At 67.5% G+C, this 22,215-nt stretch carries 16 protein-coding genes and 4 pseudogenes; 8 read left to right on the top strand and 12 right to left on the bottom strand.

Features of this window, described 5'->3' with window-relative positions; translation table 11 throughout:
- The first annotated feature begins 68 nt into the window (after positions 1-68).
- The 3 genes from ACWCQS_RS28730 to meaB are packed head-to-tail and all read left to right on the top strand — an operon-like array spanning position 69 to position 5,061.
- On the top strand, positions 69-1,868 hold the full coding sequence (locus ACWCQS_RS28730; RefSeq protein ID WP_451007137.1) for a methylmalonyl-CoA mutase family protein: 1,800 nt from the start codon (positions 69-71) through the stop codon (positions 1,866-1,868).
- Positions 1,868-4,042 carry a methylmalonyl-CoA mutase gene (gene scpA, locus ACWCQS_RS28725; RefSeq protein WP_388624766.1) on the top strand — a complete coding sequence of 725 codons (2,175 nt, stop codon included), beginning with the start codon at positions 1,868-1,870 and terminating at the stop codon, positions 4,040-4,042. The genes ACWCQS_RS28730 and scpA overlap by 1 nt, the downstream gene beginning before the upstream one ends.
- Before the next feature lie 14 nt (positions 4,043-4,056).
- Positions 4,057-5,061 (top strand): methylmalonyl Co-A mutase-associated GTPase MeaB, encoded by a 1,005-nt coding sequence (gene meaB / locus ACWCQS_RS28720; protein WP_451007136.1) that lies wholly within the window; start codon positions 4,057-4,059, stop codon positions 5,059-5,061.
- Positions 5,062-5,177: 116 nt separating this feature from the next.
- Here meaB and ACWCQS_RS28715 read toward each other — a convergent pair.
- Positions 5,178-5,802 (bottom strand): annotated as a pseudogene (locus tag ACWCQS_RS28715) (SDR family oxidoreductase); the annotation flags it as partial.
- A gap of 11 nt (positions 5,803-5,813) precedes the next feature.
- On the opposite strand from ACWCQS_RS28715, the pseudogene ACWCQS_RS28710 reads away from it, so the two are divergent.
- Positions 5,814-6,266, top strand: a pseudogene (locus ACWCQS_RS28710) (sensor histidine kinase); the annotation flags it as partial.
- Here ACWCQS_RS28710 and ACWCQS_RS28705 read toward each other — a convergent pair.
- A complete protein-coding gene (locus ACWCQS_RS28705) occupies positions 6,234-7,619 on the bottom strand; it encodes an FAD-binding oxidoreductase (RefSeq protein WP_451007135.1) in 1,386 nt (461 codons plus the stop codon). The pseudogene ACWCQS_RS28710 and the gene ACWCQS_RS28705 sit on opposite strands and share 33 nt — an antisense overlap.
- Positions 7,620-7,811: 192 nt before the next feature.
- Between ACWCQS_RS28705 and ACWCQS_RS28700 the strand changes: the two genes are divergently transcribed.
- A complete protein-coding gene (locus ACWCQS_RS28700) occupies positions 7,812-8,783 on the top strand; it encodes a zinc-binding dehydrogenase (protein WP_451007134.1) in 972 nt (323 codons plus the stop codon).
- Positions 8,784-8,873: 90 nt separating this feature from the next.
- Here ACWCQS_RS28700 and ACWCQS_RS28695 read toward each other — a convergent pair whose 3' ends face one another.
- Complete coding sequence (locus ACWCQS_RS28695) at positions 8,874-9,794, bottom strand: antibiotic biosynthesis monooxygenase (RefSeq protein WP_451007133.1); 921 nt, start codon at positions 9,792-9,794, stop codon at positions 8,874-8,876.
- Between the two features lie 164 nt (positions 9,795-9,958).
- On the opposite strand from ACWCQS_RS28695, the gene ACWCQS_RS28690 reads away from it, so the two are divergent.
- Positions 9,959-10,525: a nucleoside deaminase gene (locus tag ACWCQS_RS28690; protein WP_451007132.1), complete on the top strand. Its 567-nt coding sequence runs from the start codon at positions 9,959-9,961 to the stop codon at positions 10,523-10,525.
- Positions 10,526-10,753: 228 nt separating this feature from the next.
- On the opposite strand, the gene ACWCQS_RS28685 is transcribed toward ACWCQS_RS28690, so the two are convergent.
- Together ACWCQS_RS28685 and ACWCQS_RS28680 are read right to left on the bottom strand one after the other, a co-directional pair.
- On the bottom strand, positions 10,754-11,233 hold the full coding sequence (locus ACWCQS_RS28685) for a CHAT domain-containing protein (RefSeq protein ID WP_451007131.1): 480 nt from the start codon (positions 11,231-11,233) through the stop codon (positions 10,754-10,756).
- 242 nt (positions 11,234-11,475) lie between these two features.
- Positions 11,476-12,900: a non-reducing end alpha-L-arabinofuranosidase family hydrolase gene (locus ACWCQS_RS28680; protein ID WP_451007130.1), complete on the bottom strand. Its 1,425-nt coding sequence runs from the start codon at positions 12,898-12,900 to the stop codon at positions 11,476-11,478.
- Between the two features lie 1,081 nt (positions 12,901-13,981).
- Here ACWCQS_RS28680 and ACWCQS_RS28675 point away from each other — a divergent pair.
- A complete protein-coding gene (locus tag ACWCQS_RS28675; protein ID WP_451007129.1) occupies positions 13,982-15,415 on the top strand; it encodes an endo-1,4-beta-xylanase in 1,434 nt (477 codons plus the stop codon).
- A 953-nt stretch (positions 15,416-16,368) separates the two neighbouring features.
- Here the strand turns inward: ACWCQS_RS28675 and ACWCQS_RS28670 are convergent.
- From ACWCQS_RS28670 to ACWCQS_RS28640, 7 genes and pseudogenes are all read right to left on the bottom strand, one after another.
- The gene (locus ACWCQS_RS28670; RefSeq protein ID WP_451007128.1) at positions 16,369-16,848 is read right to left on the bottom strand and encodes a Shedu anti-phage system protein SduA domain-containing protein; all 480 of its coding nucleotides are present in this window, start codon (positions 16,846-16,848) and stop codon (positions 16,369-16,371) included.
- Positions 16,849-17,391, bottom strand: a complete 543-nt coding sequence (locus ACWCQS_RS28665; protein WP_451007127.1) for a hypothetical protein — start codon at positions 17,389-17,391, stop codon at positions 16,849-16,851.
- Between the two features lie 189 nt (positions 17,392-17,580).
- Positions 17,581-18,840, bottom strand: a complete 1,260-nt coding sequence (locus ACWCQS_RS28660; RefSeq protein WP_451007126.1) for a hypothetical protein — start codon at positions 18,838-18,840, stop codon at positions 17,581-17,583.
- Positions 18,841-18,910: 70 nt separating this feature from the next.
- Entirely contained in the window at positions 18,911-19,714 is an 804-nt protein-coding gene (locus ACWCQS_RS28655) for an endonuclease/exonuclease/phosphatase family protein (protein ID WP_451007125.1), read from the bottom strand.
- Positions 19,711-20,088, bottom strand: coding sequence for a hypothetical protein (locus ACWCQS_RS28650; protein ID WP_451007124.1), 378 nt, complete (start codon positions 20,086-20,088; stop codon positions 19,711-19,713). Before ACWCQS_RS28650 ends, ACWCQS_RS28655 begins: the two co-directional genes overlap by 4 nt.
- 22 nt (positions 20,089-20,110) lie before the next feature.
- Positions 20,111-20,797, bottom strand: coding sequence for a hypothetical protein (locus ACWCQS_RS28645; RefSeq protein ID WP_451007123.1), 687 nt, complete (start codon positions 20,795-20,797; stop codon positions 20,111-20,113).
- A gap of 423 nt (positions 20,798-21,220) precedes the next feature.
- Positions 21,221-21,509: pseudogene (locus tag ACWCQS_RS28640) on the bottom strand (integrase core domain-containing protein); the annotation flags it as partial.
- A 43-nt stretch (positions 21,510-21,552) separates the two neighbouring features.
- On the opposite strand from ACWCQS_RS28640, the pseudogene ACWCQS_RS28635 reads away from it, so the two are divergent.
- Positions 21,553-22,119: pseudogene (locus ACWCQS_RS28635) on the top strand (helix-turn-helix domain-containing protein); the annotation flags it as partial.
- Positions 22,120-22,215 lie beyond the last annotated feature (96 nt).

The following is a 22,215-nucleotide window of genomic DNA, read 5'->3' as shown; positions in this document are numbered from 1 at the left end:
CGCAAGGAGGGAAACCTCACAGCCCCCGCGCTGCACTCACTTGAGCATGCTGCCCTAGCATCCGAGCCATGACGGTCCTGCCTGACGACGGGCTCTCACTGGCCGCCGAGTTCCCTGACGCGACGCACGAGCAGTGGCAACGCCTGGTCGAGGGCGTGCTGCGCAAGTCGGGCAAGGAAGTCTCGGGCGCGGCAGCTGAGGACGCCCTGTCCACGACGCTGGAGGACGGGCTGCGCACCCGGCCCCTCTACACCGCGCGCGACGCCGCGCCCGACCCCGGTCTGCCGGGCTTCGCGCCGTATGTGCGCGGCAGCCGCCCCGAGGGCAACACCGCGGGCGGCTGGGACGTACGGCAGCGGCACACCGCCCTCGCGGACGGCGCCGTGCTGGCCGACCTGGAGAACGGCGGCACCTCGCTGTGGCTGGTGCTGGGCGAGGGCGGCTTCCCGGTCGACGGGCTGGGCCGGGCGCTGGAGGGGGTCTACCTCGACCTGGCGCCGGTCGTCCTGGACGCGGGCCGGGACACCGCGCAGGCCGCCGAGGCGCTGCTGCGGCTGTCCGCGGACAAGGGCGTGGCCGCCGAGGCCGTACGCGGCAATCTGGGCGGCGACCCGCTCGGGTACGAGGCCCGCACCGGCACGGCGCTGGACTTCGCGCCGTACGCCGCCCTGGCCGCGCGCTGCGCCGGGCAGTACCCCGGGCTGCGCGCCCTCACCGTGGACGCGCTGCCGTACCACGAGGCGGGCGGCTCGGCCGGGCAGGAGCTGGGCGCCTCGCTCGCCACCGGTGTGGCGTATCTGCGGGAGCTCACCGAGGCGGGACTGAGCGTCGAACAGGCCGCCGGGCAGCTGGAGTTCCGCTACGCGGCCACCGCCGACCAGTTCCTCACCATCGCCAAGCTGCGCGCCGCGCGCCGGCTGTGGGCCCGGGTCGCCGAGGTCTGCGGGGCCCCCGGCGCGCAGGTGCAGCACGTGGTGACCTCGCCGGTGATGATGGCCCGCCGCGACCCGTGGGTGAACATGCTCCGCACGACCGTCGCGACGCTCGCCGCCGGGGTCGGCGGCGCCGACTCGGTGACCGTGCTGCCGTTCGACCACACGCTCGGCCTGCCCGACGCGTTCGCGCGCCGGATCGCCCGCAACACCTCCACGATCCTCATCGAGGAGTCCCACCTGGCGCGGGTCATCGACCCGGCGGGCGGCTCCTGGTACGTGGAACAGCTCACCGACCAACTCGCCGAGGCCGCCTGGGAGTTCTTCCGGACGATCGAGCGCGACGGCGGCCAGGCGGCCGTGCTGCGCTCCGGCCGGCTGCGCACCGACCTCGCGACGACCTGGGCGGAGCGTTCCAAGAAGCTCGCCAAGCGGCGCGAACCCATCACCGGCGTCAGCGAGTTCCCGCTGCTGGCCGAGAAGCCGGTGGAGCGCGAGCCTGCGCCCGAGCCGCCGTCCGGCGGTCTGCCGCGGGTGCGCCGCGACGAGGCGTACGAGGAGCTGCGCGCCCGCTCCGACGCCCACCTCGTAGCGACCGGCGCCCGCCCCCGGATCTTCCTGGCGACCATCGGGTCGGCCGCCGCGTACACCGCGCGCGCCACCTTCGCCGCCAACCTCTTCCAGGCCGGCGGCATCGAGCCGGTCACGGAGGGCGCCTTCGAGGACAGCGGCGCCACCGAGGCCGTGCTGTGCTCCAGCGACGCGCTTTACGCCGAACAGGCCGAGCAGGCCGCCGAGTCGCTCAGGGCGGCCGGGGCCCGGCATGTGTTCCTGGCGGGCCGGGGCGAGTACGCCGGCATCGACTCGTACGTCTTCGCGGGCTGCGACGCCATCGACGTGCTGTCCGCGACCCTCGACCGCATGGGAGTGTCCTGATGGGAATCCCCGACTTCTCCGGCATCGAGCTGGGGACGCCGGTCGCCGACGGCAGTGCCGATCAGTGGCGTGCGGCCGTCGCGCGGGCGGCCGGGAGCGAAGAGCCGCTGTGGGAGACCCCGGAGGGCATCGGGGTCAAGCCGCTGTACACCGGCCGTGACCTGGAGGGCCTGGACTTCCTGGGCACCTACCCGGGCATCGCGCCGTATCTGCGCGGCCCCTACCCGACGATGTACGTCAACCAGCCCTGGACGATCCGCCAGTACGCGGGCTTCTCCACCGCCGAGGAGTCCAACGCCTTCTACCGGCGCAACCTGGCGGCCGGCCAGAAGGGCCTGTCGGTCGCCTTCGACCTGCCCACGCACCGGGGCTACGACAGCGACCACCCGCGCGTGACCGGCGACGTCGGCATGGCGGGCGTGGCCATCGACTCCATCTACGACATGCGGCAGCTGTTCGACGGCATCCCGCTGGACAGGATGACGGTGTCGATGACGATGAACGGCGCCGTGCTGCCGGTGCTCGCGCTGTACATCGTGGCGGCGGAGGAACAGGGCGTACCGCCCGAGAAGCTGGCCGGAACCATTCAGAACGACATTCTGAAGGAGTTCATGGTCCGCAACACCTACATCTATCCGCCGAAGCCGTCGATGCGGATCATCTCCGACATCTTCGCGTACACCTCACAGCGGATGCCCCGCTACAACTCCATCTCCATCTCCGGCTACCACATCCAGGAGGCCGGCGCGACGGCCGACCTGGAGCTGGCGTACACGCTCGCGGACGGCGTGGAGTACCTCCGCGCGGGCCGGGAAGCGGGCCTGGACGTGGACGCGTTCGCGCCGCGCCTGTCCTTCTTCTGGGCGATCGGCATGAACTTCTTCATGGAGATCGCCAAGATGCGGGCCGCTCGCCTGCTGTGGGCCAAGCTGGTCTCCCAGTTCGAGCCGAAGAACTCCAAGTCCCTCTCCCTGCGCACCCATTCGCAGACCTCGGGCTGGTCGCTGACCGCGCAGGACGTGTTCAACAACGTCACGCGTACGGCCGTGGAGGCGATGGCGGCGACCCAGGGCCACACCCAGTCGCTGCACACCAACGCCCTCGACGAGGCCCTGGCCCTGCCGACCGACTTCTCCGCGCGCATCGCCCGCAACACCCAGCTGCTCATCCAGCAGGAGTCGGGCACCACCCGGGTCATCGACCCCTGGGGCGGCAGCGCGTACGTGGAGAAGCTGACGTACGACCTCGCGCGCAAGGCCTGGGCCCACATCCAGGAGGTCGAGCAGGCGGGCGGCATGGCGCAGGCCATCGACGCCGGCATCCCGAAGCTGCGCGTGGAGGAGGCCGCGGCCCGCACCCAGGCCCGCATCGACTCGGGCCGTCAGCCGGTGATCGGCGTGAACAAGTACCGCGTGGAGAACGACGAGGCGATCGAGGTCCTCAAGGTCGACAACTCCGCCGTACGCGCCCAGCAGATCGAGAAGCTGCGGCGGCTGCGGGAGGAGCGGGACGAGACGGCGTGCCGGGACGCGCTGGACGCGCTGACGCGGGCCGCCGAGGGCAAGGAGAACCTGCTGGAACTGGCCGTGCGCGCGGCCCGCGCCATGGCCACCGTGGGCGAGATCTCGGACGCCCTGGAGAAGGTGTACGGACGGCACGCGAGCCAGATCCGTACGATCTCCGGCGTGTACCGCAACGAAGCAGGCAAGTCCCCGAACGTGGACCGCACCCGCGCCCTGGTGGACGCCTTCGAGGAGGCCGAGGGGCGCCGGCCGCGCATCCTGGTCGCCAAGATGGGCCAGGACGGCCATGACCGCGGCCAGAAGGTGGTCGCGACCGCGTTCGCCGACCTCGGCTTCGACGTCGACGTCGGCCCGCTGTTCCAGACCCCGGAGGAGGTCGCCCGGCAGGCGGTCGAGGCGGACGTCCACGTGGTCGGCGTGAACTCGCTGGCCGCGGGTCACCTCACGCTGGTCCCGGCGCTGCGCGAGAAGCTCGCCGAGGAGGGCCGCGAGGACATCATGATCGTGGTGGGCGGGGTGATCCCGCCGCAGGACGTGCCGACGCTGCGGGAGATGGGCGCGGCGGAGGTGTTCCTGCCCGGGACGGTGATCCCGGACGCGGCCTACGACCTGGTGCGGCGGCTGTCGGCCGACCTGGGCCACGAGCTGTAGCGGGGGCTCTCGGGGTGGCATCGATCGATCTCGACACGTATGTGAAGGGCGTGCTGGACGGGAAGCGCGCGATCGTGGCCCGCGCGATCACGCTCGTGGAATCCACGCGCCCCGCGCACCGGTCGGCGGCTCAGGAGTTGCTGACCCAGCTCCTTCCGCACAGCGGCCGGGCGCGGCGGATCGGCGTGAGCGGGGTGCCGGGTGTCGGCAAGTCGACGTTCATCGATGCGTTCGGCACCATGCTGACCTCGCTGGGCCACCGGGTCGCGGTTCTCGCGGTCGACCCCTCCTCGACCCGTACCGGCGGCTCGATCCTGGGCGACAAGACGCGCATGGAACGCCTGGCGGTCGACCCCGCGGCCTTCGTCCGCCCCTCCCCCAGCGCGGGCACGCTGGGCGGGGTCGCGAAGGCCACCCGGGAGTCGATGGTGGTCATGGAGGCGGCGGGCTACGACGTGATCCTCGTCGAGACGGTCGGCGTGGGCCAGTCGGAGACGACGGTCGCGGAGATGGTCGACTCCTTCCTCCTGCTCACCCTCGCCCGCACCGGCGACCAGTTGCAGGGCATCAAGAAGGGCGTCCTGGAGCTGGCCGACGTGATCGCCGTCAACAAGGCGGACGGCCCGCACGAGCGCGACGCGAAGGCCGCCGCCCGTGAACTGGCGGGCGCGCTGCGCCTGATGCACGGCAAGGAGGCGTTCTGGACCCCGCCGGTGCTGAGTTGCAGCGCCCGTGAGTCGACGGGCCTGGACACGGTCTGGGAGCGCCTGGAACAGCACCGCACCCTCCTCGACTCCACCGGCCGGCTGACCGCCAAGCGGCGCGATCAGCAGGTCGGCTGGACCTGGGCGATGGTCCGCGACGAACTGCTGGACCGCCTCCACGCCGACCCGGCGGTGCGCGAGGCCGCGCCGGACCTCGAACGACAGGTCAGGGAAGGCCGGTTGACGGCGACCCTGGCGGCGGAACGGATTCTGGAGGCGTTCGGCGTGCGTACGGCTCCGCCGACGGCCGACTGAGCCGCCACGAGAGCGGGCTGCCGACGGGCACGGATGCGGTGGGGCGTCGGGACCGCCGGCCCGGAGACCTGACGCTCGGCTGTGCGGCTGTGCGGCCCGGGGAACCCGCGAAGGTGTCATCGGGCCACGTAACCGCCGTCGACGGGCAGGGCGACGCCGACGACGAAGCTGGGCGCCGGGGCTGCACAGCCACAGGACGCCCTGGGCGATCTCGTCCGCGGTGCCCAGGCGGCTGACGGGCTGGTTGGCCTCCGCTTCGGCCCGGTCCAGCTCCCCCTTGGCGATCATGTCACTGACCATGGGGGTGTCGATGGTGCCGGGGCAGACGGCGTTGATGCGGATGCCGCGCGGGGCGTGTTCGAGGGCCGCGCTGGTGGTCAGGCCGATGACTCCGTGCTTGGAGGCGTGGTAGGAGGCGCGGCCGGGCAGGCCGACCAGCCCGCCGAGGGAGGAGCAGTTGACGATGGCGCCGCTGCCCTGAGCGCGCAAGTGCCGCAGTTCGTGCTTCATGCAGGCCCACACGCCACGGAGGTTGACGGCGTTGACGCGGTCGAACCTCTCGGCCGGTTCGTCCGCCGCGTCGCTGGGCGGGATCTGGATGCCGGCGTTGTTGTAGGCCATGTCGAGACGGCCGAAGGTCGCGACGGTGCGGTCGACCGCGGCGGCGACCTGCTCTTCGTCGCTGACGTCGCAGGTGAGGGCGAGGATTTGGTGGCCCGCGCCGCTGAGTTCCCCGGCGGCTTCGACCTGTCCTCCTGGCGGAGGAAGCCACCGAAACACTCCTCCCCCTCGCGGAAAAGCATGGCGTCACCATCGAGACCTGCGGCGACATCAGCCCCACGAGCGGATCGCAAGCGCTCCTGCTGCAGCTGACCATGAACCTCGTGCACAACGCGATCGTCCACAACCTGCCTGCACAGGGCACCGTGTGAGTGAAGACCGGCGTCCACCCCAGGACCGTGGTGCTCACCGTCGAGAACACCGGTGAGAAGCTCACCCCACAGCTGGTCCCGACACTCACCGAGCCGTTCCAGCGCGGCACCGAGCGCATACACGCCGATCACGCGGGCGTGGGCCTCGGCCTGGCAATCGTCAGAGCCATCACCCAGGCACACGACGGAACGCTCACCCTCACCCCGCGCCCCGCCGGCGGGATCCGCATCACTGTGGAACTACCCGCGATGTCCCCGCACGTCGACAGGTGACAGGTAGGAGCAGAAGACTCCGTCCGGGTCGTAGCGCGTTCTCAGGTTCTGCAGGCGCTGCCAGTCGTCGTCGGTGAAGGAGCGGCGGGCGCGGGACGATGCCGCGGTGAGGTCCGCCTCGGCGATGTAGTGCCCCGTTCCGAAGGGTTCCACCCTGTGCATCGCTTCCCGCAGCCAGCCGATGTTGGCGGCGTCCTGACGGGGGTCGTCCCAGACGGCGTAGGGAACGACATAGCTCTCCCCGAGCACGGAGAAGGCCATGTCCGGCGGCGGCCGGCCTGCCGGCGAGAACGGTGCGAGGACCAGCGATCTGCTCGAAGGGGCCGAGTCCACGACATCCGCGAGCTCGCTGAGCAGTGTGGGGAAGTCGGCGTCCGACCACAGGGTGTCCGCTGCATAGCGGAGTTGCGGAGGCCACATGGCGGCGGAGGAGTCGTACAGGGCCTCGAACGTCGTCGGCTCGTCCAGTCGATGGGAGAGGGAGCTCTGGCGCAGGGGACAGTCGCGCAGCGGCAGGAGGAACTCGCTTGCTTCCTGTGGCGACGCGGCGAAGGCGGTGCCGGTGACGGTCACCGCTTTGGGGCCTGGCTTCGTACCGGGGTCCACCGTGCCGAGGGAAAAGCTCAACTCGACGTTCGGGGAGAGCCCTGCGGCCAGCTCGGTGGCCCAGTGCGCGACCTCGGTGAGGTTCGCGAGGGAGCAGGTCCAGCTGGTGCTCGTGATCGCGCCGGGGCGGGGATACAGCCTGAGGCGGAAGGCGGTGACCGCGGCGAAGAAGCCGGGACCCGCTCCCCGGGCCGCCCAGAACAGGTCCCTGTGCTCGCTCTCACTGCAGGTGACCGGCTCCCCGTCCGCGGTCACGGCTTCTATCTGCTCCACACTGGCGCACGCCGGCCCGCGGACCCCGGAATTCCAGCCGAGCCCTCCGCTGAGGAGGTATCCGCCGACGGCGACGGACCCGCAGTGGCCTGTGGGGAAAGCGAGTCCGTGACGGCCGAGTTCCGAGGTGAGCTGCACGCCTGTGACGCCGGGCTGCACCGTCGCCGTCCCGGAGGCCGGGTCGACGGCGCAGCCGCGCAGCCCGGACAGGTCGATGAGCATGCCCCCGTCGCGCAGGGGCGACCCGCACCAGCTGTGTCCCCCCGACCGTATGGCGATCTGGAGGCGCTGGGACCGGGCCAGGCGCACCGCTTCCCTGACATCATCGGCCGACGCCGCGCGAACGATGACGTCCGGGAACCGCGCCGGTGTGAGCGCGTTCCACACGACGGCCCTGCGGATGTCTTCGTAACGGGCGTCGTTCCGCCGTACCGACAGTTCCCCGAGACCGCGAATCTGCGTGTAGCGGCTCATCCTGCACTCCTTGCCCCGGCACCCGCGGTCTGCACGCCCTCAGAGCGGAGGAGTTGCGGAGACCGCCGTTTTACACGACGCTGAAAGGACGTCGCTATCCAGTGATGAGCCAGGACGGTTCAGGCCTTTACAGCTTACCGCGCGGCCCGCAGGGGAACGACTCGTGGCCGGCAGGGATTGCCCACAGACACCATGAAATGCTTCGTCATGAGGAACGTCGGCGAGGTCGCCGTAGTCGACAAACGCGTTCCGGAACCGGGCCCGAATGAGGCCGTGGTGCGTACGACCACCGCGATGATCTGCAGTTCCGACGTCCATACGGTAAGGGGAGCGATCCCGGTCGCCTCCGATGTCACCCTGGGACACGAGGCGGTGGGAACGATCCATGCGCTCGGCTCCGCGGTGGAGGGACTCACCGAAGGTGAACGCGTGGCGGTGGGCGGAGTCACGCCCTGCTTTCAGTGCGAATTCTGTCAGCGCGGTCTGTCCTCGCAGTGCGGAGGCAGAATGATGGGTGGAGCCAGGTTCACCGTGCAGCGGGACGGCAACCTGGCGGAGTACTTCCTGGTGAACGACGCACAGGCGAATCTCGCTCCGATTCCCGAGACACTGTCCGACCACCAGGCTTTGTACGCGACGGACATGCTGTCGACCGGATTCGTCGCCGCCGAACACGCTGAACTCGACTTCGGGCAGACCGTCGCCGTCTTCGCTCAGGGAGCAGTGGGTCTTTCGGCCACCATCGGGTGCCGGTTGCGCGGCGCCGGATTCATCATCGCCGTCGAATCGCGGCCCGAGCGTCAGGAACTGGCCCGTCATTTCGGCGCCGATGTGATCGTCGATCACACGCACTGCGATCCCGTCGAGCGAATCCTTGAACTGACGGACGGGCAGGGTGTGGACGCGGCCATCGAGGCGCTGGGCACACCGGGTACCTGGGAGGCGACGTTCCGCGTCACCAAGCCGGGCGGCCACATCTCCAATGTCGGCTACCACGGCGAGGTGCCTGAACCACTGAGGATCCCGCTGGAGCCCTTCGGGTACGGGATGTCCGACAAGCACGTCCACGGCGGGCTCAACCGAGGAGGCAGGGAGCGCCTGAGGCGGATCTTCCGGCTGATGGAGCACGGCAGGGTGGACCCCACCCCGATGACGACCCAATGATGGAGGCCGGGGTCGATGGCATCATCAAGCCGCTGATTCACTTTGGCGGTTGACGGCGGGTGATACGCCATCCGACGGTGAGACCGAAACTCAGCCGGTGAGACTGAAAACCGCAAGGAGCGCCGCGTAACACACCGCCACCACGGCCGCACCCACCAGGTCGGTGCGGCGCGAATGCGGTCGGTCGGGTGCCAGCCAGAAGGCCAGGCCGCGGTTGACGACCAGTGGCATCAGAAGCCAGGTCAGAATCGAAACACTCAGCACGTTTGAGATGAAAAGGCCGAGGTACCCCGCAACGCCGGCATGCGTAAAGGCGCGACCAACAGTGAGGTTGAGCACCATGACGGTGGGGTAGAGCGCGAGAAGAACGGACATGGCCTGCTTCCAGTTGGGCGGGACACCCGCCTCCTCCCCTTCACCGAAGCGGAACCATCCGCTGAAGGCCGACCCGATCTGGCGCACGTCGTAGTCGGCGAAGTAGTCGCGCCCCTCGTCCAGCAGCTTCCTGCGGACATCCGACTTCAGCCACTGGTCGAGGTGTTCGCGGGTGTCGAACCGGAACACAGCGACCCAGCGGTCCTGGATGCCTTCGACGGGCGCGAAGAGTTCGGATCCCATGAAACCCCGGCACTTCTGCTGGGCCCTCAGGACCTTTTCCTGCCAGCGCTCGAAGTCCTGCTCGCGACCTGGCCGCACGGTGTGGGAGATTACGGCCGTCACGGCTTCCTGAGCCGGTTGCCCTCCGCGCAGAACCTCCTGGGAGGGCTCGTCCTCGAACAAGTCGCGGCTGTCATCGAGGAGTTCTCGGCGTCTTGCCGACCCGAGCCAGGCGCTCAACCGGTCGACGTCCGAGAAGCGGAACACCACGACCCACTCGTTGTCCTCGGCGGAGTCGGGCGGGTACAGCTCCGTTCCCTCGAAGCCGTCGAAGGCCCGTACGGCCCCGTTCACCTGTTCCTGCCAGCGCTTGTAGTCCTCCTCGCGACCGGGGACGACCTTCTGCGAGGTCACCACGGTTGCTCCGGCCGCACCATGGCCGCGGTTTGCGCTGGCACTCATACGGAGTAGCGTAGACACAAAGCGACTTATGAGACAAATGGGAAATATGTAATCAAGCCAACTGAATCCTGACAATCGATTCGGAATGCCCGAGCCGGTGCGGAGTGGAGGTCGCCATGGGTCACAAGGAGTTCCTGGCGGAAGCGGTACGGCTGGCCACGGAGTCGGTGGAGCACGGCTGGGGCGGTCCGTTCGGCGCGGTGCTCACCCGGGACGGCGAGATCGTCGCCCGCGGCCAGAACCGCGTCCTCCTGACCGGCGACCCGACCGCACATGCCGAGATAGAGACCATCCGCAAGGCGTCCCAACTCCTCAACGAGGAGGCACCCACCATCTCGGAAGAGCACCAGAACGAGGGCACCCTGGAATACGTGCCGCGCCCCGAAGGCTCCCCCGACCCGGTCCCGGAGCGGGCCCGGATGCTCCAGGGCTGCTCGATCTACATCAGTGGCGCACCGTGCCCCATGTGCATGAGCGCTATCTACTGGTCGCGCATCGACAACGTCTACTTCAGCTGCGACCTGGAGGCCACGGCGAAGATCGGGTTCGATGACGCCTTCCAGTACGAGGACTTCCAGAAGCCGCTGGACCGGCGCCGGATCCACATCGAGCAGATCCACCCGGAGCTTGGTGCGCGCGCATACGAAGCCTGGGAGACGAAGCCCGACCGGCACGCCTACTGATCAGAGATCCTTTGCCGCGGCTCAAGAATCGCCACGCACTCCACGTGATGCGTCATCGAAAGACGTGCCAAGACACGGAAACTGGATATCTGCAGGTCAGCGTAGGTTCACGGGGCGCTCTGAACGGCTCGTCCGGCCCCGGAGCGTCAGACGAGCGTCACCGCGGTGGCGCTACAGCATCGACGAGACGGGTCCGAGGTGGTCAGCTGAGCAATCCACGGGACTCTCTCAGACGACTCCGGTGATCTTGAATGCAGCCCAGAACAGCGGGCTTTCGGCGACCTGTTGGTCAAAGTGGCGTGCGAGGTGTGCGTGGAGCACAGCGGAGAACACGACGCCTTGCAGGTCAGTGTTTCCCCACAGAGTGGAGATGACCGCTTTTGCGTCGCGGGCGAGAAAGGCGGACTCGATGCTGCGCAAGGTCTGCACGGTACGGTCGGTGCCTTCATGCGTGCCCGTTCTGCAAGCGTTAAGGATGATCAGGTCGACGCTGGAAAAGACTCCGTCAGCGAGGATCCCGCTGGAAGTGAGCATGGCCGCACCGAGTGAATCGCCGTGCAGAGCGAGTCCGGCAGCCCAGCGATTCGGGTGTGTGAGGCCATGTGCCGCGGCATGGACGATCCGGGCCATGGACATGAGGACCAGCTGCTCGGACCTGCTCTTCGTGGCCTCGACCCGGGCACGCGACAGCGTGGCGTCTTCTGGCACGGCAGGCCCAGCCCGTTCCTCGACAGCTCATGGGTGGGACGGAGCACGGCGGCGGGTGACATGCTCAACACCAGCCCGGACCGGCGGCTGGAGTCAACGCATAGAGCTTCCACTAGAGCACCGTGTCCGGCTCGGCGCTCGTTAGCGGTTCATCGGCTTCCCCGGCGCTGCTTCATGGTGGCAAAGGCGACGGCCGGCCCGATCTGGGTGAGGCCGGCCGTCGGCGAGATGCACAGGCCGGTTCAGCGCTGCAGGGTGAGGACAGCCGGCCGCCAGGGCAGTTGGTCGTAGGGGCCGGTCGCGGTGGGGGACTTGCCCTGGTAGAGGAACTGCAGGTTGCAGGGGTCGATGGTCATGGTCTGGTCGGGGTTGTTGCGGACCAGGTCGCCGTGGCTGATGTCGTTGGTCCAGGTGGCACCGCTGTTGGCCTTGCCCGCGAAGGGGTTGCTCTCGCCGGCGGCCTGCGGGGTCCACGAACCGTTCAGGCTGGAGGCCGTGAACGAGCGGAAGTAGCGCTGCTCATGCGCACCCCGCGCCTCGACGATCATGAGGTACTGGTTCTGGCCCTGGACCTTGTAGACCTGCGGCGCCTCGAACAGGTTCTTCACCGTGTCGCTCATGACCGTCGTGTACGACGAGCCGAAGCTGCCCGGGAAGTTCCCGATCGGCATGCTCGCCCGGTAGATCTTGCCGTTGTCACCGGCGAAGAACAGGTACATGTTCTGGTCGTCGGCGATCAATGTCTGGTCGATCGGGGCGGCGCCCGGGATGCTGCCGGTGAACAGCGGCTGCGGCGCGGACCAGCCGTCGGGGTTGGTGGGGTCGCTCGACGTGCGGTAGATGAAGGGCCATGCACCCCACTGGTACGCCAGCACCCAGATCTTCTTGGGTGCGAAGTAGAACAGCGTGGGAGCCACCGCGGACTGGCTCATCCCGGTCTGGCCGGCCGACGCCATGTCCGACCAGTTCGTGAAGGGCCTGAACATCATGGAGCCGTACGACGACCCCGACACGTTCGACGCGTAGACCAGGTGCTTGCCGTTGTACGTCACGTTGGTGAAGTCCTTCAGCGAGACCCACCCGTTCGCCGGCTGCGCCAGCGCACCCGTCGACGTCCACCGGTACGTCGACGGCAGAGAACACGTGCCGTCCCCCGGCGGGGTCGTCCCGGACAGGCCGGTCCACTTCTGGTTGCTGCCTCCGTTGCACGTCCAGATCTGCGCCGCTGTGCCGTTGGCCGTACCGGAACCCGTAACCTCCAGGCAGAGCCCGGACTCCACGCCGACGACAGTGCCGTCGGAGTTCACCCGCCACTGCTGGTTCGCACCGCCGGAGCAGGACCAGATCTGCACCCGGGTGCCGGCCGTGGTGGCGTGGCCCGGAACATCCAGGCACTTGTTGCCGTACACGGTGAGCTGGTTGCTGTCCGTCAACGTCCACTGCTGGTTGGTCCCGCCCCAGCAGTCATAGATCTGCAGATACGTGCCGTCGGTCTGGCTGGCGCCCGGCACATCGAGACACCGGCCGGAACCAACACCGCGCAAGGCGCCGCTGGAAGCCGCCTGAGCCGGGGCGGCGACGAGCATCGCCGCCAACGCGGCCAGGGCCGCAACCACGGCGGCGAGCACCACTGACGGATGCCTGCGGCTGGAACTTCCTCTGCGCATGGATACTCCCTAGACCCTGAGTAGGCGGTTCCGGTTGGCCTCGTCGGAGGCTGGCCGGACTGTCGGCGTGGTGCGGTGTGCAGCAGTCCGCGAGCACAGCGGCGGACTGGGCGGTTGATGAGTCCATGACATATGCAACCGTGACATATGCATCCGTTACATACACATGCGGCATGACCCTTGCGATTCCGACTTTCAGGCGGTGCTGCCCGGCATGGCCCTACTGCGCGATGGAGCGGCCCGAAATGTTCGTCATGTCGAACAAAGTGCGAACCATCGAGGCAGCCCGATGATAGAGAACCGGTGAGCGCCGTCAATACCTCTCGCATGTATCGCCTCAAGCGCCGAAACATTCGCACCACCACGCGCCGACCAGCGCACGCCACACCGTCAAATGGCTGGCTCGTAAGCGACTTGACCCCGGAAGGGAGCGATGTGCGGACGGTGCAGACACTTGGTCGACCCTGCCTCCGACGTCCCTGACGACGAAATCCGCACGCCGCCGATGCCAGCACCGGGGGCCGCCGTCCGCTCACTGGATGACCGAAAGTTTCGCCCAACAATCGGAAATTTCTTCGGCCGGGAGTATTGACGATCCACGGTCACGCCTCAATCATCCCTGTCTGAGAAGCCGGGCCTGGTTCGAGATTCCGGGCTGTATCGGCCTGGGCAATCCATGCTGCACGGCAGATCAGCGACCAGCTGCACGGCAGACCCGCGCACCAAATCACCTGCGCCACCCCGTTCCGTTCCGGTGAGGTTCGCACCAGCGCATCCTGGCTCTTCCCGCAGTTGGAGAGGCATGCGACGCCGTGTGACGGTCCCCCGGCTGAGCCGCGCTGGAGTACCCCATGCCTGTGTCGAGACGTGGAACACGCCCGCCGCCCGCCGTACGTCGCCCGACGGCCGACCGGGTGCGGCGCCCTTGCCGTCGGCGTCATCTCGGTCCCAATGACTGCGGTGCCCGGTGATTCCGTCCTGCCCGGGTTCCGACCTGCCCCGTCCGTCTGCCGGACGGGGCCGGACGACGCAATCCCCTGCGCTTCAGTCGATCAGCGATTTCTACCTCGGAGGCACAGTCATGGGCTCGTATGCCCTTCCCGGATCCGTTACCCGCCGGAAGATCCGCAGCCTGCTGCTGGCGCTGGTCGTCGGCGTCCTCGGTGCGGTCACCGCACTGGCCGCACCGCCGACCGCACACGCCGCCGAGAACACGCTTGGCGCCGCGGCGGCACAGAGCGGCCGCTACTTCGGCACCGCCATCGCCTCCGGCAGGCTGGGCGACTCGGCGTACACGACGATCGCAAGCCGTGAGTTCAACATGGTGACGGCCGAGAACGAGATGAAGATCGACGCCACCGAACCACAGCGGGGCCAGTTCAACTTCAGCGCCGGCGACCGCGTCTACAACTGGGCGGTGCAGAACGGCAAGCGGGTGCGTGGCCACACACTGGCCTGGTACGCCCAGCAGCCCGGCTGGATGCAGAGCCTCAGCGGCAGCTCACTGCGCCAAGCGATGATCGACCACATCAACGGCGTCGTGGGCCACTACAAGGGCAAGATCGCCCAGTGGGACGTCGTGAACGAGGCCTTCGCCGACGGCAATTCGGGAGGTCGGCGGGACTCCAACCTGCAACGCACGGGCAACGACTGGATCGAGGTCGCCTTCCGCACCGCGCGCGCCGCCGACCCGGCGGCCAAACTCTGCTACAACGACTACAACATCGAGAACTGGACCTGGGCCAAGACCCAGGCCGTGTACGCCATGGTCCGGGACTTCAAGCAGCGCGGCGTGCCGATCGACTGCGTCGGGTTCCAGTCGCACTTCAACAGCGGCAGCCCCTACAACAGCAACTTCCGCACCACCCTGCAGAATTTCGCCGCCCTCGGCGTCGACGTGGCCATCACCGAACTCGACATACAGGGCGCCTCGGCCTCGACCTACGCCAACGTGACCAACGACTGCCTGGCCGTCCCGCGCTGCCTCGGCATCACCGTCTGGGGTGTGCGCGACACCGACTCCTGGCGATCGGGGGACACGCCGCTGCTGTTCAACGGCGACGGCAGCAAGAAGCCTGCCTACACCGCCGTCCTCAACGCACTCAACGGCGGCGGCTCCACGACGCCCCCTGCGGATGGCGGACAGATCAAGGGCGTCGGTTCGGGCCGTTGCCTGGACGTGCCCGGAGCCGGCACCACCGACGGCACACAGCTCCAGCTGTGGGACTGCCACAGCGGCACCAACCAGCAGTGGACGTACACCGACGCCGACGAGCTCAGGGTCTACGGCAACAAATGCCTTGACGCCGCCGGCACAGGCAACGGCTCCAAAGTCCAGATCTACAGCTGCTGGGGCGGCGACAACCAGAAATGGCGCCTCAACTCCGACGGATCCATCGTGGGCGTCCAGTCCGGCCTCTGCCTCGACGCCGTCTCGGGCGGCACCGCCAACGGCACCCTGATCCAGCTCTACTCCTGCTCGAACGGCAACAACCAACGCTGGACCCGTACCTGAGGGGGCCTGCCACAAACGAGGGGTGAAGCCGTGACAGCCCACGGTGCGGCTTCTCCCGCCCCTCCGCAAGGACATCGTTGACGGTCCCGGGTCGCCGCCGTGGTGGCGGCGACCTCGCGATCGGGATGCTCGCCGCGGTGCATCCGGCGCCCGCCGAGGCGGCGAGGGCGAACACCGTGGCCGAGAGTCCGTCCTGCTCAGGGCTGAGCAGACTGCGGCAACCAGCTCACCCGGGGATCCGCCCTCGCTCGCTTCGGACACCGGCTCGCACTCGGCTGCCGCCATCCCAGAGTGCGGGTGCGCGTCGCCTTCCCCCGACAGGACGTGCCAGCTGGCGATTGACCCGCGCTATCCGATCCGGGACAACCGCGTCACGCTCCGTCAGAATCAGCGTCGAACGAGCGTCAAGACATGTGCCGAACCCGGCCCTCACGGAGTTGAGGCAGAGCGTTCTCGACCCGCGCCCCCGCTGCGAAACCGCAGGTGAGACATGTGGCGGGAACCTGCATCATGCTCCACGCGGTGGACCTACGGAAACATGTCGGCACGACCCGCACGCAACTGGGAAGCCAGAAGAACAGCAGGTCAGACGCCCTTTGCCGCGGGCTCAAGAATCGCCACGCACTCCACGTGATGCGTCATCGGAAAGATGTCGGCTTGAGCGGGTCTCGGAAAAGGCCAGGTCAGAGGCCATTTCTCGACTCGCTGTCCCGCCTGCGGGAGACCAGAGCGTCAAACGAGCGTCATGACACACAGCACATCCCTCCTGTCCGGGACGGAACAGGCTGCCACGACCAACTACCCCGGCACGGCCCGTTGCTCGGCAGGCACGCCTGTGTGCTTTCGGGCTGAACGCTGGCGCACCCGATGAAGCCGTGCCTTCTGCACTCCATCGAGAACGCCAGGGCCTCGGTTCTTCCAGGCTGACGCTGCTTGCAGAGGGACCGCTGGTTTCAAGCGAGCCGAAGGCGTTGGTCCGGGGCATCTTGGCGCAGAGGGTCGGGACATTCGTTGATGCGCATCAACCAGTCGTAGGTGCGTACCTGGATGTGGGAGCGCCGGGCATGCAGTTCCCGGATTTCGGCGGCTGCGTCGTCGTAAGTCTCGCGGGCCATGATGATCAAGCCTGGGACTTCGGCCGTGATGCCCGCCAGGCCCAGCCCGTCGGCGTCGCGCGCGGAGCGGGCGTAGTGCAGATTGGTGGACAGCCACCTGCGCCAGTCCTCGATCTGGTCGACTGCGTGCCGCAGGGTGGCCGTCGCCCGCCTATTGTCGGGGTTGGTCAGGCGACTGACCGGGCTCTCCAGTTCGACCAGCGTCCACCGAACTCCGAGTGAGGTCTGACCGGCGATCATGCAGTCGGCCGTGTAGTGGTTGCCGAGCTGGACCTGGGGCCGGACCCAGGTGTCGTGGGTGGGAGCCTTCCGTGACACTCAGCCAGCGGAGTCGAGCTGGGACCGCGAGGATCCCCCAGTGATCTCGCGCTGGCCGACGGCCTGATCGAGTTGCCGAGCCAGGACCTGGACGCTCGCCGACGTCACGTAGGTGTCGGCACCGCAGTCGAGAAGACGCCGCACCGGGCCGCGATAGCTTAGGCCCAGCTCGGGGTCCTCAAGTTCGGTCACGACGATCCGGGCGGTAGGAAATCGATAGCGCAACCGGGCCAGCAGCTGGGCGCTGATCGGCGGCACCAGCAGCACGTCGGCGCTCCGCGGCGCGGCGTGCATGTCGAGAACGACGTAGTCGGCACCGAGTTTCTCGGACAGGGTCGCGCGCGCGGCCTCGGAGAGCATCATCGCCGTGGCGACGACCGTGGCGTTCTGACGGTCTGTCGTCGGCGGTGCGGGGTCGTCCTCACCGGTGCTGACGATGACGCCCTCCAGCGGACCGCCGGCAGCGGTAACAGTCGCCGCGAAGTCGCCTGCCCGCGTCAGGACGATCATCTCGCCCGGCGCCAGGCCGGTGAAGAAGTCCACGACTCCGGCCGGCAAGGACCCCATGTCGACCTGCCGCGCGGTGGACGCTGCATGCTTGTCGGCCATTGATCACCCGAGGCCCGTGAGGAATGGTGCGCGTATCCCATCCAGCCTACCCACTCCGGCCGACCGGTATCCGTCCTCCGCTGTAGGCCGAGGACGCAGCAAGACCGACATCGTGGTGAGCGCCTATTCCGGGTCAACGAAGAAGTAAGGGCTCTCGAATGCCTGCCGCGCCCGGGCGCGGATTCTGGCTGCACGATCGACCTCACCGTTCCGAGCCGCCGCGAAGGCCTCAGCGATGAGGGTCATGGACGCCTCGGAAGCGCCTTCGAACGTCACCTCGGCGCTGCCCAGTCGGAAGATAGGACCCGCGAAGCCCGGCATGTCGGTCTGGACGTTGACCCGGACCCCAGCCTGAGCCAGTGCCCCGGAAAGTTTGTTCGTCGCGGCCTGGTCCCCGACATCAACCCAAAGCTGATGGTTGTCGGTGAACCCGTCCGCGCAGCGCGCGACTTTGAAGTCCCGCGCCGCCAGCTCAGCACCGAGCCGCCGGGCATTGACAACCACCTGACGGGCGTAAGTCGTTCCGAAGTACTGGAACTCGCGCGCCGCCAGGCCCAGTGCCAGGGTCGCGGCGAAGTGATGACTACTCAGCAAGACGTACTGCGCGTCCTTGATCAGCTCACGTACCCGCGGTAGCCGGGTGAACAGAACACCCTTGTGCGGCCCGGGAAAGGTCTTGTGCGTAGAGCCACCGAAGGAGGTCGCGCCGAGCTCAAGGGGGTTGGGCACCTGACCGCCTAGAATGAGGCCCAAGGTGTGACTGGCGTCGACGTGCAGCAAGGTGTGCGGGCTGTGCTCGGCCAGGCAGGCGGCAACCGGTGCGACGTCCAGCAGATGCAGGCTGTTCTGCAGGTCAAGGTAGACCAGGGACACGTCCTGCGCGCAAAGGATCTTTCGCAGGCCATCGACGTCCACGACACCCGCTTCGGCCGAGACCGTAGCCGGAACAAAGCCAAAACGCTTAATCACCGCCACAGTGGCATAGTGGCCTCCGCTCGCGGGGTCAACACAGACCACCGTGCTGCCAGTCTCGCCCCCCATGCCCGAGATCGCGATGATCATCGCGCTGAGCCCGGAGACGGGGCGGAGGTTCACGAACGGGGCACCGGACAGCATGCTCAAGCTGCTGTACGCCACATCCGTTTCGATATCCGCGATGCTTTCCCCGCCCCGGAATTGCCAAAAATCCGGGTCGTGGTTTTCATTGAAGAAGTAGCGGTTGTAGAAATCAAGCTGCAACGGCAACTGCGCCAACGGGGAAAGGCGGTTCTCACTTGGAACCAGACTCAGCGCCTCCCGGCCGCTGTGATGGCCATCGCGAAGTCGACGGGCCAACCCAAAGAGCTCACGCTCGTACTGTCCTCGTGCAGCCGTGCTGGGCACGACGCCTTTACCTTCTGCCACCGTACCTCACATATCAGAGTAGACCAGGGCGGATGCCGGACGGACACAGTCACCCATCCGGGACGGAATGCTCGACAAGGAGCCTCACCTGTCGGTAGGCGTGATCGGATTCGGTGGCTATCGCCGTAGCCGACAGCAGACACATCCCCGGCCCGTAGAGGACATAGTCTCGTTTGGCTCCCCTAACCGCTGTGCCGCTCGGGAACGCGTTCAGGTACTTGTCTCGCCCGAGAGCCGCGTTCAGCACGTCCTCGATCGGGTCATGGTTCAGGTCGATGGCGACCAGCGCTGGACCGGACTCCCGCAGAGTCAACATGTCCCGGACCAGCATGGCCCAACCCTCGTCGAATTCCGGATCCGTGGCGCACGCGCCGAAGTGCCGCAGCGGAAAACAATGGCCGTTGATCAGCCCGATCTCATGATTCCCTAGGTCGACCCGGGTGATCAGGTACCCCTTGTCGTCCAGCGTCCATGGCTCTCCGTCGGGGCCGGTTCCGGTCCGGCCTGGATTGGGGAACTGCCGGTAGACCGTATTCTTAATCGGGAACCGAGACAGGACCGCCAGTGCGAAATTGGCGTCTCCGGCCAGGTGCGAGACGCTGGTGGGGAACAACTCCACATGCGGATAGCCCGCTTGGCGCGCCAAGTAGTGCGGCTGGCTCTCCCGAGACCCGAAGTAGTCGTGCGCCTCCTGAAGGCAGACCACATCCGGCGCGTGCCGTCGGAGCACCGAGGCGTAGTAGTCAGGCGAGGAGGTTCCACCGCGCTGATGAGACGCTCCGAGAATCCCACCTCCGATGTTCCAGGTCGCCAGCTCAAGGAATGCCGAGTCGGGGTGGAGTGAGGACTTCACGAGCGGGCCGTGTCCGGAATCTGGCTCTTCTCCAGAAACCTGACGTGCCGTTCCTTCGCTTCGTCGAACGCTGGGGAGACCGTGAGCACCATCTCCAGGGCGCCGAAATAATAGATGCGCGTCATCGGTGGAACGACGACCAGATCCCTGGCGTTCACCGGCACGGCATCGTCATTGAGATAGAAGGTGCCGCAGCCACTGATGACATAATACACATAGGTGCTCTCCGAGTTGTAGAACTCCTGAAAGTGGCCTTCCGAGACGCTGACGTGGACGACGGTCACGGACGGGTCCACTTGCCCGTACACGGTAAGATTGACGCCGTGCTTGGTGAAGTGGGCTGCCTCATCCGCCGGGTACTTGTACTGGGTCATGTTCCCGTGCACCTGGCCCGCGTCACAACCAGTGGTGGAGCTGCGCCAGCTCGCCACGCAGTTGGTCGACGGAAGGTCGTTCGACGTAGATCCCCTTGTCTCCGCCGCCCTTTTCGCCGACCGGGCTCGTGCGATAGACATTCGTCGTATCCCGCACCGTGGGCCCCTGGAGCACCACCGTGGCTGTGGGCCCGTCGTTGGAACGCGCGATGCTGTGAAGGACCCGATGGTCAAGGTGGTAGACCGTGCCGGCTTGAACGTTGATTTCGCAGACTTTGGCGAGCTGTTCGCTCCCCACGGCCTCCAGCGAGAAGTGCTGGTCCGCTCGGACCGGGGTGTACCGGTAGTGGTGGTAGTCGTCGCCGGGGGCGATCATGTACTCGCGGGCGTTGTATTCGCCGAGCAGCAGGGCGGTCGTGAAGTCCCAGCGGTGCGAGTGGATGTCCTCCCTCGGCAGGAGATCCGCCTCCGACCGCGAGTGCCACACGTGCAGACGAAGCTTCCAGGCGTTCTCGTCGCCCACCGCCAGAACGATTTTAAGGAAGCTGTTCGCGTGATAGTACGACCGCGCTGCGATCTCGCCGAGCTGACGGTCGTCCGACAGAATCCCGTCCAGCAAGTATCGCATCTCGTCGCGCCTGCTGAGCGTGCGGACCACCGCCTCGCCTAGCTCGGAGAGCGAGCCGCCCAGCGGGCCAATCGTCTCCAAGCGGTCGCGCACCTCAGGCAGTAGAGTTTTCACAAGAGACCTTGCCATGAGTCAGATCCTTCGTACGAGGTCGGTTCCCCAGTCGCTCGGAACCGTTGCCTGCCTGACGACTCCCCAGCCGTGAGTAATTCGAGCTGTCGAGCCGGGGCAACTCGGTAGCCGACCTTACCGATCGCGCAGCGACCCGCGTACTGACAACAGCTAGTACGGCAGCCGCCAATCGCCAGCTGGCCAGGGCGTAGTTGCGCGCCAGGCGTGTGCGTTTGTGGAACCAGCGGTATCGTGCCTGGTGGCGGCGTCGCCAGTGGAGCCAGTGGGCTTCGAGCCAGGATGGCTGCGGGCGGGTGAGTTCGGCGGCGAGCAGGCGCTCGATCTCGTGGGTCCTGGAGCCGGGTCTGCTGCAGGTTTGGGTGACAGATTCGGTCACGCGGCGTGGAGGGCCGGTGTGGTCATGACGGTCTCGTATTCGAGGGGGGTCAGCCGGCCGAGCGAGGCTTGTCGGCGGCGTCGGTGGTAGGTCCGTTCGATCCAGGTCACCATCGCGATCCGCAGTTCCTCGCGGGTGGTCCAGGTCCAGCGGTCGAGGACGTTCTTCTGGAGCAGGCTGGAAGAAGGACTCCATGGCCGCGTTGTCGCCCGCCGCCCCGACCCTCCCTATCGATCCGGCCATCCGGTGACGGTCGAGCGCCCGGACGAACTTCCGGGACCGGAACGGGACGGATTCAATCCGTCGTTGCAACACCTCGTCCTCGGAGATGTTGAGGGGCAGGCCAGCAGGGTGGATGGCGGCGTTGACCGGGCGGTCGCCGATGAAGTCGCCGGGTGCGCCGGCGCTTCGACGGGAAGTGGAACGTCGGTTCTGGCGGGAGATCGCGAAGGGACTGCTGCCGGAGGAGGCGGCAGCTTCGGTCGGCGTATCCCAAGCGGCGGGGGGAAGAAGGTTCCGCCACGGTGGCGGCATGCCCCCGATGGATCTTGCTCCGCAGTCCGGCCGGTACCTGTCCCTTCAAGAGCGTGAGGAGATCGCGATCCTCAAAGCGCAGGGCATCGGGGTCCGGGAGACCGCGCGACGCCTTGGCCGTGATCATTCGACGGTGTCCCGGGAACTGCGGCGCAACGCCGCGACTCGTGGCGGCCGGCTGGACTACGGGCTTCGGTCGCCCAGTGGGAAGGCCGATCTGGTGGCCCGGCGCCCGAAGCCCGCGAAACTGGCGGCCAACGACCGGCTGCGGGACTACGTGCAGGAAAGGCTTTCAGGCCAGGTCAGCCGCCCCGACGGGACGGTGCTGGGGCCGGAGGGGCCTCGGTGGAAGGGAAGGAATGACAGGCCATTTCATTTGGAGACTCTGCGGTAGCAGATAAGGGCAGCTGCGATCGCGGTGAAGGCCAGGAAGTGGTCGGGCTTGCGCTCGTAGCGA

It is taken from the genome of Streptomyces sp. NPDC002076 (assembly GCF_053593835.1).
Note: the sequence above shows the minus strand (reverse complement) of the source record. Positions and strands in the feature narration are given on the sequence as shown.

Excerpts from the sequence above, each read along its gene's own strand:
- ACWCQS_RS28730 (WP_451007137.1), top strand. The coding sequence starts at position 69 with ATGACGGTCCTGCCTGACGACGGGCTCTCACTGGCCGCCGAGTTCCCT.
- ACWCQS_RS28690 (WP_451007132.1), top strand. The coding sequence starts at position 9,959 with ATGGGTCACAAGGAGTTCCTGGCGGAAGCGGTACGGCTGGCCACGGAG.
- ACWCQS_RS28700 (WP_451007134.1), top strand. The coding sequence starts at position 7,812 with ATGAAATGCTTCGTCATGAGGAACGTCGGCGAGGTCGCCGTAGTCGAC.
- scpA (WP_388624766.1), top strand. The coding sequence starts at position 1,868 with ATGGGAATCCCCGACTTCTCCGGCATCGAGCTGGGGACGCCGGTCGCC.
- ACWCQS_RS28705 (WP_451007135.1), bottom strand. The coding sequence starts at position 7,619 with ATGAGCCGCTACACGCAGATTCGCGGTCTCGGGGAACTGTCGGTACGG.
- ACWCQS_RS28675 (WP_451007129.1), top strand. The coding sequence starts at position 13,982 with ATGGGCTCGTATGCCCTTCCCGGATCCGTTACCCGCCGGAAGATCCGC.
- ACWCQS_RS28650 (WP_451007124.1), bottom strand. The coding sequence starts at position 20,088 with ATGACCCAGTACAAGTACCCGGCGGATGAGGCAGCCCACTTCACCAAG.
- ACWCQS_RS28680 (WP_451007130.1), bottom strand. The coding sequence starts at position 12,900 with ATGCGCAGAGGAAGTTCCAGCCGCAGGCATCCGTCAGTGGTGCTCGCC.